The 15927-nt window shown below is 68.4% G+C and carries 15 protein-coding genes and 1 other RNA gene; 11 read left to right on the forward strand and 5 right to left on the reverse strand.

Annotated features, from left to right (window positions below):
- Window positions 1-2 precede the first annotated feature (2 nt).
- From ppk2 to E3U26_RS24055, 5 genes are all read left to right on the forward strand, one after another.
- Window positions 3-920, forward strand: coding sequence for a polyphosphate kinase 2 (gene ppk2, locus E3U26_RS24035; RefSeq protein WP_114537560.1), 918 nt, complete (start codon window positions 3-5; stop codon window positions 918-920).
- A gap of 57 nt (window positions 921-977) precedes the next feature.
- On the forward strand, window positions 978-1919 hold the full coding sequence (locus E3U26_RS24040) for a TPM domain-containing protein (protein WP_499106934.1): 942 nt from the start codon (window positions 978-980) through the stop codon (window positions 1917-1919).
- A gap of 74 nt (window positions 1920-1993) precedes the next feature.
- Window positions 1994-3046, forward strand: coding sequence for an ABC transporter substrate-binding protein (locus E3U26_RS24045; protein ID WP_499106936.1), 1053 nt, complete (start codon window positions 1994-1996; stop codon window positions 3044-3046).
- Between the two features lie 173 nt (window positions 3047-3219).
- Window positions 3220-3573: a transfer-messenger RNA gene (gene ssrA, locus E3U26_RS24050) on the forward strand.
- A gap of 83 nt (window positions 3574-3656) precedes the next feature.
- Window positions 3657-4928 (forward strand): glutamate-5-semialdehyde dehydrogenase, encoded by a 1272-nt coding sequence (locus E3U26_RS24055; RefSeq protein WP_499106937.1) that lies wholly within the window; start codon window positions 3657-3659, stop codon window positions 4926-4928.
- A gap of 400 nt (window positions 4929-5328) precedes the next feature.
- Here E3U26_RS24055 and E3U26_RS24060 read toward each other — a convergent pair whose 3' ends face one another.
- Entirely contained in the window at window positions 5329-5985 is a 657-nt protein-coding gene (locus E3U26_RS24060; protein WP_499106938.1) for a histidine phosphotransferase family protein, read from the reverse strand.
- A gap of 45 nt (window positions 5986-6030) precedes the next feature.
- Here E3U26_RS24060 and E3U26_RS24065 point away from each other — a divergent pair, with 45 nt between their 5' ends.
- From E3U26_RS24065 to olsA, 3 genes are all read left to right on the forward strand, one after another.
- Window positions 6031-6210, forward strand: a complete 180-nt coding sequence (locus E3U26_RS24065) for a DUF3553 domain-containing protein (RefSeq protein ID WP_036754938.1) — start codon at window positions 6031-6033, stop codon at window positions 6208-6210.
- A gap of 139 nt (window positions 6211-6349) precedes the next feature.
- Entirely contained in the window at window positions 6350-7129 is a 780-nt protein-coding gene (olsB, locus tag E3U26_RS24070; RefSeq protein WP_072463499.1) for an L-ornithine N(alpha)-acyltransferase, read from the forward strand.
- Window positions 7126-7959, forward strand: a complete 834-nt coding sequence (olsA, locus tag E3U26_RS24075) for a lyso-ornithine lipid O-acyltransferase (RefSeq protein WP_072463500.1) — start codon at window positions 7126-7128, stop codon at window positions 7957-7959. The genes olsB and olsA overlap by 4 nt, the downstream gene beginning before the upstream one ends.
- 148 nt (window positions 7960-8107) lie before the next feature.
- Here olsA and E3U26_RS24080 read toward each other — a convergent pair whose 3' ends face one another.
- The 4 genes from E3U26_RS24080 to ubiE form a co-directional block, all read right to left on the reverse strand.
- Entirely contained in the window at window positions 8108-9886 is a 1779-nt protein-coding gene (locus E3U26_RS24080; protein WP_072463501.1) for an SLC13 family permease, read from the reverse strand.
- 100 nt (window positions 9887-9986) lie between these two features.
- Window positions 9987-10805, reverse strand: coding sequence for a TIGR00282 family metallophosphoesterase (locus tag E3U26_RS24085; protein ID WP_114537565.1), 819 nt, complete (start codon window positions 10803-10805; stop codon window positions 9987-9989).
- Window positions 10806-10865: 60 nt separating this feature from the next.
- The gene (gene ubiB / locus E3U26_RS24090) at window positions 10866-12401 is read right to left on the reverse strand and encodes a 2-polyprenylphenol 6-hydroxylase (protein ID WP_072463503.1); all 1536 of its coding nucleotides are present in this window, start codon (window positions 12399-12401) and stop codon (window positions 10866-10868) included.
- A gap of 2 nt (window positions 12402-12403) precedes the next feature.
- The gene (gene ubiE, locus E3U26_RS24095) at window positions 12404-13156 is read right to left on the reverse strand and encodes a bifunctional demethylmenaquinone methyltransferase/2-methoxy-6-polyprenyl-1,4-benzoquinol methylase UbiE (RefSeq protein WP_036754920.1); all 753 of its coding nucleotides are present in this window, start codon (window positions 13154-13156) and stop codon (window positions 12404-12406) included.
- A 98-nt stretch (window positions 13157-13254) separates the two neighbouring features.
- On the opposite strand from ubiE, the gene mutM reads away from it, so the two are divergent.
- The 3 genes from mutM (at window position 13255) to rpsT (ending at window position 15418) form a co-directional block, all read left to right on the forward strand.
- Window positions 13255-14100 (forward strand): Fpg/Nei family DNA glycosylase, encoded by an 846-nt coding sequence (mutM, locus tag E3U26_RS24100; protein WP_499106941.1) that lies wholly within the window; start codon window positions 13255-13257, stop codon window positions 14098-14100.
- 119 nt (window positions 14101-14219) lie between these two features.
- Window positions 14220-14996, forward strand: coding sequence for an enoyl-CoA hydratase (locus tag E3U26_RS24105; RefSeq protein ID WP_072463505.1), 777 nt, complete (start codon window positions 14220-14222; stop codon window positions 14994-14996).
- 152 nt (window positions 14997-15148) lie between these two features.
- On the forward strand, window positions 15149-15418 hold the full coding sequence (gene rpsT / locus E3U26_RS24110; protein WP_036754914.1) for a 30S ribosomal protein S20: 270 nt from the start codon (window positions 15149-15151) through the stop codon (window positions 15416-15418).
- The last annotated feature ends 509 nt before the right edge of the window (window positions 15419-15927 follow it).

Here is a 15927-nt window from a genome sequence, read left to right on the forward strand (position 1 = left end):
GCATGGCCAGCAACGGCGACAAGGCCGGGTCCGGCAAGCAGGGATCGCTGCCCGACCTGCCCTTTGTCGGCGCGATCACCCGCTATCTGGAAAAGGACGCGCCCGATGGGCTGCGCAAGGCGGTGGCGGCGGCCGAGGGCAAGCGCATCCCCGATCCCACCTATCCCTATCCCGAGGAGATGAAGGGCAAGGATTACGACGACCGCATGGCCGGGCTGCAATTGCAGCTGGTGCGGCTGATGCGCGACGTGATCCACCAGCGCAAGCGCCTGGTGGTGTTGTTCGAGGGCCGCGACGCCGCCGGCAAGGGCGGCACCATCGAGCGGGTCCGCGAGAACCTGAACCCGCGCTCGGCCTATATCGCCGCCCTGCCCAAGCCCAGCGAACGCGAGGCCGAGGAATGGTATTTCCAGCGCTACGTGGACTGGCTGCCCGCCAGGGGCGAGATCGCGCTCTTCGACCGCAGCTGGTATAATCGCGGCGTGGTCGAAAAGGTTTTCGGCTTCTGCACGGATGCGCAGCGCGAGACCTTCTTTCGCCAATTGCCGCTGTTCGAGACCATGCTGGTCGATGACGGGGTGATCCTGGTCAAGCTGTGGCTGGAGGTGGGCCGGGCCGAGCAGCTCAAGCGGTTTCTCGACCGCGAGCGCGACCCGCTGAAGCAATGGAAGCTTAGCTCCATCGACGTCGAGGGGCTGGCGAAATGGGACGATTACAGCGCGGCGATCCGGGATACGCTGCTGCGCAGCCATTCCGGCATCGCGCCCTGGACGGTCATCCGCGCCGACGACAAGCGCCGCGCCCGGATCGCGGCGATCCAGGCGATCCTGCGCGCGGTGGATTTCGCCGGGCGCGACGACGCGGTGATCGGCCAGCCCGATCCGCGGATCACCGGCGGCCCCGAGATCCTGCCGGGGTGACGGGCAAGACGATGGACAAGGCGGCAGACAAAGCGGCTGGCAGGGCAGGGAGCGACGATGGATAGGCCGTCCGGGACCGCCCCGGCCAGCGCAATCGCCCGGATGGCGGCATGGCTGGTCGCGCTGCTCTGGCTGGCGGCCCTGGCCCCGGCCCATGCGCAGGGCCTGCCCGACTGGCAGAACCTGCATGTCAACGATTTCGCCGGGTTGCTCGCGCCCGAGGATGCAAAGGCCCTCGACGGGGCGCTGGCCGCGCTCAGGGAACAGACCGGCATCGAGGGCACGGTCGTCACCCTGCCCGACCGGGCGCGCCATGGCGGGGCCGACGGGCTGGAGCCCTTTGCCACCCGGCTTTTCAACCATTGGGGCGTGGGCGACGCCGCGCGCAACGACGGCTTCATGGTGCTGGTGCTGGCCCAGGACCGCGAGGCGCGCATCGAACTGGGCCGCGGCTACGAAAACGACGCCGACATCCTGGCCCAGGACATCATGCGCAACACCATGCTGCCCGCCTTCCGCGACGGCCGGATGTCGCAGGGCATCCGCGAGGGCACGCTGGCGGTGATCGACCTGATCGCCCGCCCCGTCGCGGCGGGCCAGCCGCTCGCCATGCCCCGGCGCAGCCTGATGGACCGCATCCTGCCCTTCCTGTTCGGCGCCGCCGGGCTGGCGATCCTGGGCGCCGCCGCGCGGCAGGCCTGGCGGCGCAACCGCTGCCCGCGATGCGGCCGTCGCGGCCTGGAAACGCAGGTGGCGCCGCTGGAAACCCCGCTGCCCGAGGGCGGCCACATGGTCTCGCAGGACAATGTCACGCGGCGCTGCCCGGCCTGCGGCTGGTCCGAAACCCGCCAGCGCCTGCGACCGCAGACGGTCTGGTATGGACCGACCGGCACGGTGCTGCGCAGCGAGCCGACGCCGGGCTATCGCAGCGCCGCGCGCGGCTCCTCGGGCTTCGGCGGCGGCTCGTCGCGGGGCGGCGGCGCCTCGGGGCGCTGGTAGGGCACGGCCGCGCTTGCGAGGGCGCGGCGGGACCGCTAGCGTCGTGCCAGACTGCCTTCAAGGAAAGCTCCGACATGAAACCTCTCCGCTTCCCCGCCCTGGCGCTCGCGCTCGCCAGCACCAGCCTCACGGCCGCCTGGGCCGCCGACCCCGAACTGACGGTCTTCGACTGGGCCGGGTTCGAGGAACCGGTGATCTTCCAGGGCTATATCGACCAGCATGGCGCCAGCCCCACCTTCGTCTTCTACGGCGACGACGACGAGGCCTATCAAAAGCTCGCCTCGGGCTTCAAGGCGGATGTCGCGCATCCCTGCTCGCAGATGGTGTCCAAATACCGCGACGCCGGGCTGATCGAGCCCTGGGACGTGTCGAAGATCCCGGCCTTCGAAAGCCTCGATGCGAAATTCCTCGATTCGGAAATCTTCAAGGACGACGAGGGCGTCTGGTATATCCCGACCGATTGGGGCGCGACCGCGGTGGCCTACAATACCGAAACCGTGCCGGCCGAGGACGTGGCCAGTCTGAACATCTTCATCGACCCCAAATACCAGGGCCGCACCTCGCTGCCCGATTCGGCCGACGACGTCTGGGCGCTAGCCTACCTGGCCACCAGCACCACCGACTGGACCGAAGTCACCGACGAGCAGTTCGCGGCCGCCGCGGACTGGCTGCGCCAGGCGCATCAGAACGTCGCCGCCTATTGGGCCGACCCGGCCGAACAGGCGCAGCTGATGGCCTCGGGCGCGGTGGACGTGGCCTGGTCCTGGAACGACGGCGTGGTGTTGCTGGAGAACGACGGCTTCCCGGTCGGCTTCCAGCGCGCGGCCAAGGAGGGCAGCTCGACCTTCTTCTGCGGCTTCATCAATCTCAAGAACGGACCGGGCAAGGAAGACAAGGCCTACGATTTCATCAACGCCTGGCTCGCCCCGGAAGCGGCCAAGGGCCTGCTGGACACGATCGGCTACGGCCATACCTCGACCGTCGCCATGGAGACGATCAAGGACGAGCCCGCGGTGCAGGAGGGTCTCTCGCCCGTGGACGCCCCGATCCTGGCCCAGACCCCGAACGACCCGCAGCAGCGCGAAAAGCAGTTGCAGGAGTTCGAAAAGATCAAGGCCGGCTTCTGATCGGCCCTTGCAGCGCCCCGCCCGAAGGCGGGGCGGTCCGCCGGCGGCACGGCCGCATGAGTATTTTGGGAACGAAGAAGGCGGGACGCCGCGCCCGCTTCTTCTCCGTTTTCCAAATACCCCAAGGGGTGAATTGGCCCGCGCAGCGGGACAAGAGGGGAACAGCGTTCCCCTCTCTTGCGCGACGGGATGGTGGCGCCTATATTCCGCTTGTCCGGGTTCGCCCGGACTATGGACATAAACGCGCAGGTAATAAGCGGATCGGACCCGGGGGCGGTACCCGGCGGCTCCACCAAGATCCCTCGTTGGGGGCACAGGGGGCCGAAACAGGATCGACGAACGTCTAAAGCTGTTTGCTTTGTCTCGGTGAGCTACCACCGTCATCGGTGCAAAATGTACAGTTGCCAACGACAACCGTGCTCCGGTGGCTCTGGCTGCGTAAGCAGCTCGGGTAACCGAAACTTAAGCCCTTCCGCCTAGCAGCGTAAGGCGGGGCCCGCAGGAGCCTGGCAACAGAATCCTGCACCTTCCCCTTTCCATCTGCCCGCTTTGCATCTGGCTTTTCAGCGCGCCGGCCCCTATTTCAGGCGTCATGCAAGGGAATGCCGCCATGAAAGACCTGACCTCTTCCGATGCCGATGCGCTGATCGCGGATCTGGGCGCAAAGGCGCGCGCCGCCGCCGCCGTCCTGGCCGAGGCCAGCGCCGAGCGCAAGCACGCCGCCCTGGTCGGCGCCGCCGATGCGATCCTGAAGGCCGAGGACGCCATCCTCGACGCCAATGCCGAGGACATGCATTACGCCGAGGCAAAGGGCCTCTCCCCCGCCATGCTCGACCGGCTGAAGCTCGATCCCGCGCGCATCCGCGCCATGGCCGAGGGGCTGCGCTCGGTCGCGGCGCAGGCGGACCCGGTCGGCAAGGTGCTGGCCGAATGGGACCGGCCGAACGGGCTGCATATCCAGCGCGTCGCCACCCCCCTGGGCGTCATCGGCGTGATCTACGAAAGCCGCCCCAATGTCACCGCCGATGCCGCGGCGCTGGCGCTGAAGGCCGGCAATGCGGTGATCCTGCGCGGCGGCTCGGAAAGCCTGAACAGCTCGGCCGCGATCCACCGGGCGCTGGTGACGGGCCTGGGGCAGGCCGGGCTGCCCGAGGCTTCGGTGCAGATGGTGCCGACCCGCGACCGCGAGGCCGTCGCCGCCATGCTGCGCGCGCAGGAATTCATCGACGTGATCGTGCCCCGCGGCGGCAAGGGACTGGTCGGGCTGGTGCAGAAGGAAGCCCGCGTGCCGGTCTTTGCCCATCTGGAGGGCATCTGCCACGTCTATGCCGACCGCGACGCCGACCTGGACAAGGCGCGGCGCGTGGTGCTGAACGCCAAGACCCGGCGCACCGGCATCTGCGGCGCCGCCGAATGCCTGCTGATCGACTGGCAGTTCTATACGAAACACGGCGCCGTGCTGGTGCAGGATCTGCTGGACGCGGGCGTCGAGGTGCGCGCCGAGGGCGAGCTTGCCAAGGTGCCGGACACCACCCGCGCCGAGCCCTCGGATTTCGGGCAGGAGTTCCTGGACAGGATCATCGCGGTGAAACTGGTCGATGGCGTCGAGGAGGCGATCGCCCATATCCGCCGCTATGGCTCGGGCCATACCGAATCGATCCTGACCGAGAATGACGCCACCGCCGAGCGCTTCTTCAAGGGGCTCGACAGCGCGATCCTGATGCGCAACGCCTCGACGCAATTCGCCGATGGCGGCGAGTTCGGCATGGGCGCCGAGATCGGCATCGCCACCGGCAAGATGCATGCGCGCGGCCCGGTCGGCGCCGAGCAGCTGACCAGCTTCAAGTATCTCGTCACCGGCGACGGCACCATCCGCCCCTGATCCTCGCCCGAAAGGCTGCACCGCTGCCGCCGCATCGCCCCGTTTGGCGGCAGCGGCCACGGATGCCAGCGTGGTCGGTTTCGCGCAAGGCCCCGTGCCTTGCCGAAAGGCTGGATTGGCGCGCAGGTGATGCAGGCCGCACGGCGCGACCGTTCGTCCAGGGCCGCAGCATGACGCCGGCCGAAGCGCCGCCGCCGCCGATCCAGATCGCGGCGACCGGCTCTCGGCGAAGGCCGGTTTGCCGCGCCGGGCGGGGTAGCGACGGCAGCGCGCCCCTTGCATGAATTGCGGGCGGCCGATCTCGGCGCGGAGAGGCTTTCCGAGGACAGGCCGCATCCATGGCCGGCAGAGCCCCACCCAAACCACGGCGGGTCCGGCCCAAAAAGCCCGGCAGAGAGCCTCAGAACGAGATCTCGCCGCCGGTCTCGTCCAGTTCCCAGGCCAGCGGCCGGTTGGCGGCGCAGGCAAAACCGGCCAGCAGCGGGAAATGCACCTCGGAGGCGCCCGGTTCTGGCCGCGCCCGGTCCCCGTCGGGGCCAAGCCAGGACCACAGCGCCGGATCGGACCGGATGCGGCTGCATTCGGCGACCAGCCGCCAGCCCTGGGCGCCGCGGCAGACCAGCACGCTGCCGCCCCAGGGCATCGCCGTCTCAAGGCACATCAGCGCCAGCAGGATCAGGCGCGCCTCGATGCGCGGCAGGTCGCCCTCGGCCTCCAGCCGCAGGCGGATGCGGCCGCCCTTCTCGACTTCGGCCAGCAGCGCGGCCAGTTCGGCCAGGCCAAGGCGCTGGTCCGGCGCGGCATGGCCGAAGGCCACGCGAAACCAGCGTATCCGCGCCCGCGCCGCCTCGACGCTTTCGGCGATCAGCTGCATCTCGGGGCTGTCGTCGATGCCCGGCCAGGCACCCGAAAGCTGCAGCAGCTCCAGCCCGTTGCCGATGGCGCCCAAAGGCGAGACGATGTCGTGGCACAGCCGCGAGCCGACCAGCGCGGCCAGCCGCTCGGGCGACACCGCGCCGGGGGTGTCGGGCGGGCAATGGATTGGCAGATCGTCCATGAAAGGCTAGCCTGCATGCTGTCTCGGGAAAGGGCGTAACGTGCGATGAATGAAATCCTGGAACCCGGCATGATCGTGCGCCATCCCGGCGCGCCGGAATGGGGCACCGGGCAGGTCCAGTCGCGCATCGGTGACCGCATCACCATCAATTTCACCAATGCCGGCAAGCAGGTGGTGAACGGCAGACATATCAATCTTGAACTGGTCACAACCGACCCTTTTTAGGCGACCAGTGCAGAGTAATTCAACTTTTGCGCGAGTCAACCGCTGTTGAAACGCCGGGCCTGCTGGCGGTTGCAATGTCGCGTTCCCCCGCCTAGACACGGGCGCAAGATGCCATAAGCCGGGGATAGCAGGCCGTAAGATGACGCCGGAAACCTCCTATTTCGCGACCCGTCTCGCCACCGAGGAAGCCGATCTTCTGGCCGCGCAGCGCCTGCGCTATCGCGTCTTCGTCGAGGAACTGGGCGGCGACGGCCCTCTGGTCGACCACGTGAACCGGTTCGAGCGCGACGAGTTCGACCCGGTGGTGGATCATCTGGTGCTGGTGGACGACCGCCGCTCGCGCGAGGCGCTGGACCATGTGGTCGGCGTCTATCGGCTGTTGCCGGGCGACCGGGCCGAGGCCTTTGGCCGCTTCTATTGCGACAGCGAATACGACCTCGCGCCGCTGCGCGCCTCGGGGCGGTCGCTGCTGGAGCTGGGCCGGTCCTGCGTCGATCCGGCTTATCGCGGCGGCTCGGGCATGTTCCTGATGTGGAATGCGCTGGCCGATTACGTGCTGGCGCGCGGGATCGAGATCCTGTTCGGCGTGGCCTCGTTCCATGGCACGGACGTGCAGGCGCTGGCCCAGCCGCTGTCCTGGCTTTACCACCATCACCTGGCGCCCGAGGCGATCCGGCCCCGCGCCCGGCCCGACGGCTATCGCCGCATGGACCTGGTTGCGCCCGAACAGCTGGATCGCCGCGCCGCCATGACCGGCATGCCGGCGCTGATCAAGGCCTATCTGCGGCTGGGCGGCATGGTCGGCGAAGGCGCCTGGCTCGACCGCGCCTTCAACACCACCGATGTGTTCCTGATGGTCGATACCCAGGCCATGTCGGCCAAGCACCGCAGGTTCTACGAAGCCCGGCAGGGACAATGAGCGAGGGCAACCGCGCCACCTGGCGGGACGCGGTCGCGCCGCCGGCCATTCCACGGCCCGGCGCGCTCGGCTGGCTGCTGGTGCTGCTGCGCGGCAGCGGCATCGTCCTGGTGCTGGCGCTCGGCGTGCTGCTGATCCTGCCGCTGCGCCTGACCGAGCGGCTGTTCACCGGCCCACGCCGCCCGCTGACCGGCCCCTGGGTGCAGGGCGTCTGCCGCATCTGCCTGGGGATCATGGGCCTGCGCTGGCGCTGCATCGGCCGGCCGATGCGCGGCCCCGGCGCGGTGGTGGCAAACCATTCCAGCTGGCTCGACATCTTCGTGCTGAACGCAGCGATGCCGGTGTTCTTCGTCTCGAAATCCGAGGTGGCGGGCTGGCCAGGGATCAATATCCTGACCCGCGTCACCGACACACATTTCGTCGCCCGCGACCCCAGGCTCGCCCGCGCCCAGGCCGAGGAATTCGCCGCCCGCACCCGCGCCGGCCACCGGCTGCTGTTCTTCCCCGAAGGGACCAGCAGCGACGGGCGCCGCGTGCTGCCCTTCAAGCCGACGCTGTTCCAGGGCTTCCTGGATCCCGCCCTGCCCGAGGGGCTGGCGATCCAGCCGATGAGCGCGACCTATCATGCGCCCGAGGGCCGCGATCCGCGCTTCTACGGCTGGTGGGGCGACATGGACCTGGGGCCGCATCTGCTCGCGGTGCTGGCAGAGCCGCGCCAGGGCTCGGTCGCGGTGCGGCTGCTGTCGCCGATCCCGGTCGCGGCAGAGACCCGCAAGACGCTTTCCGCCAAGGCGGAAACGGCGGTGCGTCAGGGCTTCGACCAGGGCTGACGCGCCGCGCCGACGGCGCTGTCGCATGGGTATTTGTGCAACAGAGAAAGCCGCAAGGCACGCCCAAGCAGGCCGGGGAGCTCCAGAGGTTCGCCTTCTCTGTTGTTCAAATACCCCGGCAGCCGTGACGCCGAGACCGCGCCGCCGCCTAGAGCGGCCAGAACAGCGGGATGGTCAGGCAGGCGACGATGCCGCAGATGATGTCCAGCGGCACGCCGACCTTGACGAAATCGCTGAATCTGTAGCCGCCGGGGCCATAGACCATCAGATGGGTCTGGTAGCCGATGGGCGTGGCGAAGGCGACCGTGGCCGAGAACATCACCGCCACCACATAGGCGCGCGGGTCATGGCCCAGCGATTTCGCCAGCGCGATGGCGACCGGGGTCAGCAGCACCGCGACGGCATTGTTCGACAGCACCTCGGTCATCACCAGGCCCAGGAAATAGACCGCGATCAGCGTGGCAAAGGGCGGCAGGCCGGAAAGATGGGGCGCGACCACATCCACCACCAGGTTGACCGTGCCGGTATGTTCCAGCGCCTCGCCCACCGCCAGCATGGCAAAGATCATCGCCAGCAGCCGGGCATCGACAAAGGAGAACGCCTCTTCGGCATCGACGCAGCGGGTGATCAGGATGATCGCCGAGGCCATGAAGGCCAGCGCCATGATCGGCGCCACGTCCAGCGCCGCCAGCGTGACCACCGACAGCAGGCATACGATAGCGATCGGCGCCTTGGCGCGGCGATAGGGCCGGGCCGAGGGGCGCGAGACATCGACCAGTTCCATGTCCGCGGCCAGCCGGGCGATGTCCTCGGGCGCGCCTTCCAGCAGCAGCGTGTCGCCGACCTGCACCACCAGGTCGTCGAGCTGGCGGCCGATGTTCTGGCTGCGGCGATGCGCGGCCAGAACATAGACGCCATAGCGCCGCCGCAGGCGCATGTCGCCCAGCCGCCGCCCGACCAGCCGCGCGCCGGGCGAGATCAGCACCTCGACCGTGTTGGTCGCGACCGAGCTGAGCTTGTCCACCATCTGGAAATTCTTGTTGGCCTGCATCTCCAGCAGGTCGGCCATTTCCGAGCGCAGCACCACGCGGTCGCCCGGTTCCAGCACCACCTCGGCCAGGTTGCGGCGCAGCGAGGCGTCGCCGCGCAGCACGTCGATCACCCGCACCGCCTCGCGCTTGAAGATCGGCGCGGCCAGCACCGGCTGGCCGACCAGGCTGGAATCCTCGGGGATGGCGACCTCGGTGAAATATTTCATCTCGCGTCGGGTGCCGAGGAAGCCGGCCAGCGAGGTGCGGTCGGGCAGAAGCCGCCAGCCGATGGCGGCGAAATAGGCGATGCCCGCAAGCGTGATGGCGATGCCGACCGGGGCGATCTCGAAGATGGTGAAGGGCACCATGCCCTGTTCGCGGGCCACGCCGTCGACCAGCAGGTTGGTCGAGGTGCCGATCAGCGTCATCATCCCGCCCAGGATGGTGAAATAGCTCAGCGGCATCAGCAGCTTCGAGGGCGAGAAACCCAGTCGCAGCGCCAGCTGGATGAAGATCGGGATCATGACCGCCACCACTGGCGTGTTGTTCATGATCGCCGAGGCCAGGATCACGAACAGGAACAGCGCGCCGATGGTGAAGCGCGGATGGCTGGTCGCCCGTGCGGTCACGAGGCGGGACATGATTTCCAAAGCTCCGGTCCGCAGAAGTCCGCCCATGATCAGGAACATGAAGGCGATGGTCCAGGGCGCCGAGTTCGACAGCACCCCGGCCGCGTCCTTGATCGGCAGAAGGCCCAGCAGCAGCATCACCGCGGCAGTGCCGATGGCCACGACTTCGGGCGGGTGCTTTTCGCGAATGAACTCGATGAACATGATGGTCACGATGATCAGCATCGCCACCGCCGCATTGGTTCCGGTCAGTTCAAAGCCCAGCATGCAATCCTGTCCCGTGCGCCGTTAAATCACGGCCCTTTCGATGGGTAATAGAATTATTTTCTCCGCCGCCGCAAGCAAAAGCACGAGGGCACCGTCGCCTTCAGGCAGGAAGCTGCGTGGCATCCAGCCTGCCGCCCTGGCGCACCGCCTGGACCGCGACCGCCTTGCCGGTGCGGTCATCGGTTGTGACCAGCACGCCCGAAAGCGTCGCCTCGCCCTCGGCCGGGGTGAAGCGTTCCGAGGCCATGCCGGTCAGGAAGCGGCGCAGCGGCTCGGCCTTTTCCATGCCGATCACGCTGTCGTAGTCGCCGCACATGCCGGCGTCGGTCTGGTATGCGGTGCCGCGGTTCAGGATCATCGTATCGGCGGTCGGCACATGGGTATGGGTGCCGACGACCAGGCTGGCGCGGCCGTCGCACCAATGGCCCATGGCCATCTTTTCGCTGGTGGCCTCGGCATGGATGTCCACGACCGATGCTTGCACCAGCCCGCCCAGCGGATGCGTGCGCAGGACCGCGTCGATAGCCGAGAAGGGATCGTCGAAGGGCCGCTTCATGAAGACCTGGCCCAGCACCTGCGCCACCAACACCTTGCGGCCGCGCGTCGCCTCGAAGACCCGCGCGCCATGGCCGGGCGCCACCTTGGAATAGTTCAGCGGCCGGATGACGCGCGGCTCGGTCTCGATATAGGACAGCATCTCCTTCTGGTCGAAGGCATGGTCGCCCAGGGTGATGCAATCGGCGCCGGCCTCGAGGATCAGCTTGGCATGGCCGCCGGTCAGCCCCATGCCGCCCGAGGCGTTTTCGCCGTTCACCACGGTGAAATCGACGCCCAGCCGTTCCTTGAGCGGGCCGAGCCCTTCCGCAATCGCGCGCCGGCCGGCGCGGCCCATCACATCGCCAAGATAGAGAATCCGCATGCGACAGCGTTAGGCGAAAGCCGGGGCACGCTCAAGCCCCGGCGGAGGCCGGGCGGCATCTTACCCCAGCCATGCGCCGAAGGCCGCGCCCGCCAGGGCAACGACGGCGCCCAGCGCCATGCCGGCGACAAGGCCCGGACGCCGGCGCGGCTCGGCCGGGGGCGGCGGTTCGCGCAGCAGCTCGGGCATGCGGCGCTCCAGGTATTCCGGCAGAAGCGGCGCGAAGCGCCCCAGAACCTGCGCCGCCCGCGTCAGGTCGCGCACCGCCGCATGGGGGCCCAGGTTGTCGCGGATGTAGCTTTCCACCACCGGCTTGGCGACTTCCCACATGTTGATCTGCGGATCGAGCGAGCGCGCCACACCCTCGACCACGACCATGGTGCGTTGCAGCAGGATCAGTTCGGTCCGCGTGGCCATGCCGAAGCGCTCGGTCACTTCGAACAGATAGGCCAGCAGGTTGGCCATCGAGATGCGGCTGGCATCGGCGCCGAAGATCGGCTCGCCCACGGCGCGCAGGGCACGGGCGAATTCCTTGATGTCGCGGTCGCGCGGCACGTAGCCCGCCTCGAAATGCACCCGCGCGACGCGTTCGTAGTCGCGGCGGATGAAGCCCATCAGGATCTCGGCATAGACGCGGCGGGTGTATTCGTCGATCTCGCCCATGATGCCGAAGTCATAGATGACGATGTCGCCGTTCCTGGCCACCTTCAGGTTGCCCTGGTGCATGTCAGCGTGGAAATAGCCGTCGCGCAGCGCGTGGCGCAGGAAAAGCTGCAGCACCCGCGCGCCGATCGTCGGCAGGTCGTGCCCGGCCGCCCGCAGCGCCGCGACATCGCCCATCGGCACGCCCTCGGCCCAGTCGGTGGTCAGCACGCGCCGCGCGCTGAGGTGCCAATAGGGGGCGGGCACCGCCATCCCCTCGTCCCCCGACGTGTTCTCGGCAAATTCCGAGGCCGAGGCGGCCTCGAGCCGCAGGTCCAGCTCTCCGGTCACCACCGATTCGAAATGGGCGACCACGTCGCGCGGCCGCAGCCGGCGGGTCGAGGGCGACAGCCGCTCCATCATGCCGGCGGCGAAATGGAAGGCGTCGATGTCGCGGCGAAAGGCCGATTCGATGCCGGGCCGCAGCACCTTGACCGCCACCTCGCGGCCATTGTCCAGCCGCCGCGCGCGATGGACCTGCGCGATCGAGGCGGCGGCCACCGGCTCGGAGAACTCGCTGAACAGCGCCTCGACCGGGCGGCCCAGCTCGGCGGCGACGGTGCGGCGCGCCTGTTCCTGCGCAAAGGGCGCCAGCCGGTCCTGGAGCATGGAAAGCTGGTTGGCCAGCTCCACGCCCACCACGTCCGGCCGGGTCGACAGGATCTGGCCGAATTTCACATAGGCCGGCCCCAGCGCGGTGATGGCGCGGGTGACGGGCGGCAGCGCCGGGTCGCCCTTGTAGCCGAGCCAGGCGAAGGGCCAGCCCAGGATGCGGGCGGCGAAGCGGATGCCGGCGGGCGCGTTCGCCGCGTCCAGCGCGACCTTCATCGCGCCCGTGCGCTCGAAGGTGGCGCCGGTGCGGATCAGGCGCCAGATGTTGTGCGGGCCGCGCATCGTTACAGCTTCCAGCCCGAATGCAGCGCGGCGATGCCCATGGACAGGTTGCGCCATTGCACGCGGCCGAAGCCCGCCTCGCGGATCATCGCGGCAAAGGTTTCCTGGTCGGGGAACTTGCGGATGGATTCGACCAGATACTGGTAGCTGTCGCGGTCGTTGGCGACGATCTGGCCCATGACCGGGATCACGTTGAAGCTGTAGCGGTCATAGAGCCATTGCAGCATCGGCACCGGCATCTGGCTGAACTCCAGCACCATCAGCCGCCCGCCGGGGCGCAGCACGCGGCGCGCCTCGGCCAGGGCGTCGGGGATGCGGGTGACGTTGCGGATGCCGAAGCTGATCGTGTAGCGGTCGAAGCTGTCGTCGGCGAAGGGCAGCTGCATCGCGTCGCCCGTCACCCAGGCGAGGCGCGAGGCGAGCTGGCCGGCCTCGGCGCGCTTGCGGCCCTCGACCAGCATCGACTCGGTCATGTCGCAGACGGTGACGCGGGCGCCCGGCGCGCGCTCCAGGAAGCGGAAGGCGATGTCGCCGGTGCCGCCGGCCACGTCCAGGAGGTGCTGGCCGTCGCGCGGCGCCAGCCAGTCCATCATCGCGGTCTTCCAGATGCGATGGATGCCCCCGCTCATCAGGTCGTTCATCACGTCATAGCGCGAGGCCACGCGCGAGAAGACGCCATGGACCAGCCCGGCCTTGTCCGTCTCGGCCACGGTGCGGAAGCCGAAATGGGTCTGCTTTGGCTCGTCAGGGGTCATGTCGCTTGTCCATCCGTCGTTTCGCGCCCAGATAGTCCGAAAGCGCGCCGCGCGCCATAGCAAGGCCGCGGCCGCACCATGCGACGAACGGGAAGAAAATGCCAGAACTGCCAGAGGTCGAAACCGTCCGGCGCGGCCTTGAGCCGCATCTTGAAGGCCGCGTGATCGCCCGCGCCGAGGCCCGCCGCCCCGACCTGCGCTGGCCGCTGCCGCCGGACCTGGTGCAGGTGCTGACCGGGGCGCGGGTGACGCGGCTGCGGCGGCGATCGAAATACATCCTGGCCGAGCTGGAGGATCGCGGCAGCCTGCTTTTGCACCTGGGCATGTCGGGGCGGATGCTGATCGAGGGGGAAAGCCAGGGCGAGTTCCACCGCGACCCGGCGATCCTGCCGCGCCACGACCACGTGGTGATCTGGACCGACCAGGGCACGCGCATCACCTTCAACGACGCGCGGCGATTCGGCATGGTGGACCTGGTGGCGCTGGGCGCGACCCATCCGCTGCTGGCGCATCTGGGGCCCGAGCCCCTGTCCGACGCCTTCACCCCCGAGGCACTGGGGCGGGCCCTGGCCGGGCGGCGCACGCCGGTCAAGGCGGCGCTGCTCGACCAGCGAATCGTGGCGGGGCTGGGCAATATCTATGTCTCGGAGGCGCTGCATCGCGCCGGCATCGACCCGCGCCGGCTGGCCGGAGCGGTCGCCGCCCCCGAACTGGCGGCGCTGGTCGGCCATGTCCGCGCCGTGCTGGAAGAGGCGATCGCCGCCGGGGGATCGTCCCTGCGCGACCACCGGCAGGCCACGGGCGAGCTGGGCTATTTCCAGCACTCCTTCCGCGTCTATGGCCGCGAGGGCGCGCCCTGCCCGACGCCGGGCTGCGCGGGCGCGGTGCAGCGCATCGTCCAATCCGGCCGGTCCAGCTTTTTCTGCCCGCTCTGCCAGAGGTGAAGCGGCCGCCGGCCGCTGCCTCCGGCGGGGGTATTTGGACAACAGAGAAGCGCGCTGGCCTTGGCCTCGCGCATTTGTTACGAGTCGCGGTCAACTTGCTTGCGAAAGGCGAAGAGTCGATGGCTTACCAGACCCTCACCGTCGAGATCGACGATTATGTGGCGCTGATCCGGCTGAACCGGCCCGAGGCGCTGAATGCACTGAACGCGCAGCTTCTGGGCGAGTTGGGCGATGCGCTGGCCGAGGCCGACCGGAACGAGAAGGTGCGCTGCGTCGTCCTGACCGGCAGTGAAAAGGCCTTTGCCGCCGGCGCCGACATCAAGGAAATGTCCAGCAAGAGCTTTGTCGACGTCTATGCCGAAGAGCTGTTCGGCCCCGAGATCGACCGCATCACCGCGACGCGCAAGCCAATCATCGCCGCGGTCTCGGGCTATGCGCTGGGGGGCGGGTGCGAGCTGGCCATGGCCTGCGACTTCATCATCTGCGCCGACAACGCCAAGTTCGGCCAGCCCGAGATCAACCTGGGCGTGATCGCCGGCATCGGCGGCACCCAGCGGCTGACCCGTTTCGTCGGCAAGTCGAAGTCGATGGAGATGCACCTGACCGGCCGCTTCATGGATGCGGCCGAGGCCGAGCGCTCGGGGCTGGTGAGCCGCGTCGTGCCGGCCGCGAAGCTGATCCCCGAGGCGCTGGCCGCGGCCCGCAAGATCGCCGAGAAGGGCCAGATCGCCGTCATGGCCGCCAAGGAGGCGGTGAACCGCGCCTATGAGACCACCCTGCGCGAGGGCATCCTGTTCGAGCGCCGCAGCTTCCAGGCGCTGTTTGCCACCGAGGACCAGAAGGAGGGCATGGCCGCCTTTCTGGAAAAGCGCGAGCCGCAGTTCCGCGACCGTTGATTTGGCGCTTGGCATCGGGGCCGGTCCACTGTATAGGGCCGGGCTACATGCGCGTGGGCCCGCTTAAGGCAAGAATCATGACCGTCCGTTTCTGCGGACGGCGCCATGGGCTTTGCGCAACCGAGACATGAAGAACAGATAGGACCGCACCCATGGCCAATACGCCCCAGTCGAAAAAGCGCGCCCGCCAGATCGAGCGCCGCACCGCCGTCAACAAGGCCCGCCGCTCGCGCATCCGCACCTTCCTGCGCAAGGTCGAGGAAGCCATCGCCGGCGGCAATGCCGAAATCGCCCGCGAAGCGCTGAAGAATGCCCAGCCCGAACTGATGCGCGGCGTGACCAAGGGCGTCATCCACAAGAACACCGCCTCGCGCAAGATGTCGCGCCTCGCGGCCCGCGTTAAGGCCCTGGGCACCGCCTGAGCCGCTGCGGCATTTTCGCAACTATCGGTGGAATCCACCAGGGGCGCGCTCTATCTAGGCGCGCCCTTTCGGATAAGGAAGCCGTGGTTTTTCCTTGGCTTTTCAGCATTTTCGTCCCTGCCCTCCCCTTACCGCCGGGCCGCGAGATTCGATCAGGCAAAGTGACTGTCAAGCGCGAAGATCGGTTGCTGGCCGGGCGCGGTTCTTGCTAGCTTGTTCCCTGCGATTCACCGTCGCGCCTGGGGGACATGCCCTGAACCGTCGGCCGTGCCGCCGACAGGCAGGGTGGCAGCAGGATCGGACAAGATCCGCTACCGATGAAGCGTAAGCCGGCTGCCACCGGACTGCGCTGCGTGTCTGCAAGTTTCGGCCGCAAGATGGCCCATGCGTCGCCTTGGCGGCGGGGTCTTCTTGTTGCCGAAACGTATTGCGTTCAGGCCGCGGCACCGAATCGCCTCACGCCGGAAAATGCCGGCGGCATGTGGGGACAAGAGACGGAACTGGGCGAG

This window comes from Paracoccus ferrooxidans (genome assembly GCF_029909815.1).
GTDB lineage: Bacteria > Pseudomonadota > Alphaproteobacteria > Rhodobacterales > Rhodobacteraceae > Paracoccus > Paracoccus versutus.

What these genes read in the sequence shown, in the direction of transcription:
- ppk2 (WP_114537560.1), top strand. Translation starts at nt 3, where the DNA reads ATGGCCAGCAACGGCGACAAGGCCGGGTCCGGCAAGCAGGGATCGCTG.
- E3U26_RS24040 (WP_499106934.1), top strand. Translation starts at nt 978, where the DNA reads ATGGATAGGCCGTCCGGGACCGCCCCGGCCAGCGCAATCGCCCGGATG.
- E3U26_RS24045 (WP_499106936.1), top strand. Translation starts at nt 1,994, where the DNA reads ATGAAACCTCTCCGCTTCCCCGCCCTGGCGCTCGCGCTCGCCAGCACC.
- E3U26_RS24055 (WP_499106937.1), top strand. Translation starts at nt 3,657, where the DNA reads ATGAAAGACCTGACCTCTTCCGATGCCGATGCGCTGATCGCGGATCTG.
- E3U26_RS24060 (WP_499106938.1), bottom strand. Translation starts at nt 5,985, where the DNA reads ATGGACGATCTGCCAATCCATTGCCCGCCCGACACCCCCGGCGCGGTG.
- E3U26_RS24065 (WP_036754938.1), top strand. Translation starts at nt 6,031, where the DNA reads ATGAATGAAATCCTGGAACCCGGCATGATCGTGCGCCATCCCGGCGCG.
- olsB (WP_072463499.1), top strand. Translation starts at nt 6,350, where the DNA reads ATGACGCCGGAAACCTCCTATTTCGCGACCCGTCTCGCCACCGAGGAA.
- olsA (WP_072463500.1), top strand. Translation starts at nt 7,126, where the DNA reads ATGAGCGAGGGCAACCGCGCCACCTGGCGGGACGCGGTCGCGCCGCCG.
- E3U26_RS24080 (WP_072463501.1), bottom strand. Translation starts at nt 9,886, where the DNA reads ATGCTGGGCTTTGAACTGACCGGAACCAATGCGGCGGTGGCGATGCTG.
- E3U26_RS24085 (WP_114537565.1), bottom strand. Translation starts at nt 10,805, where the DNA reads ATGCGGATTCTCTATCTTGGCGATGTGATGGGCCGCGCCGGCCGGCGC.
- ubiB (WP_072463503.1), bottom strand. Translation starts at nt 12,401, where the DNA reads ATGCGCGGCCCGCACAACATCTGGCGCCTGATCCGCACCGGCGCCACC.
- ubiE (WP_036754920.1), bottom strand. Translation starts at nt 13,156, where the DNA reads ATGACCCCTGACGAGCCAAAGCAGACCCATTTCGGCTTCCGCACCGTG.
- mutM (WP_499106941.1), top strand. Translation starts at nt 13,255, where the DNA reads ATGCCAGAACTGCCAGAGGTCGAAACCGTCCGGCGCGGCCTTGAGCCG.
- E3U26_RS24105 (WP_072463505.1), top strand. Translation starts at nt 14,220, where the DNA reads ATGGCTTACCAGACCCTCACCGTCGAGATCGACGATTATGTGGCGCTG.
- rpsT (WP_036754914.1), top strand. Translation starts at nt 15,149, where the DNA reads ATGGCCAATACGCCCCAGTCGAAAAAGCGCGCCCGCCAGATCGAGCGC.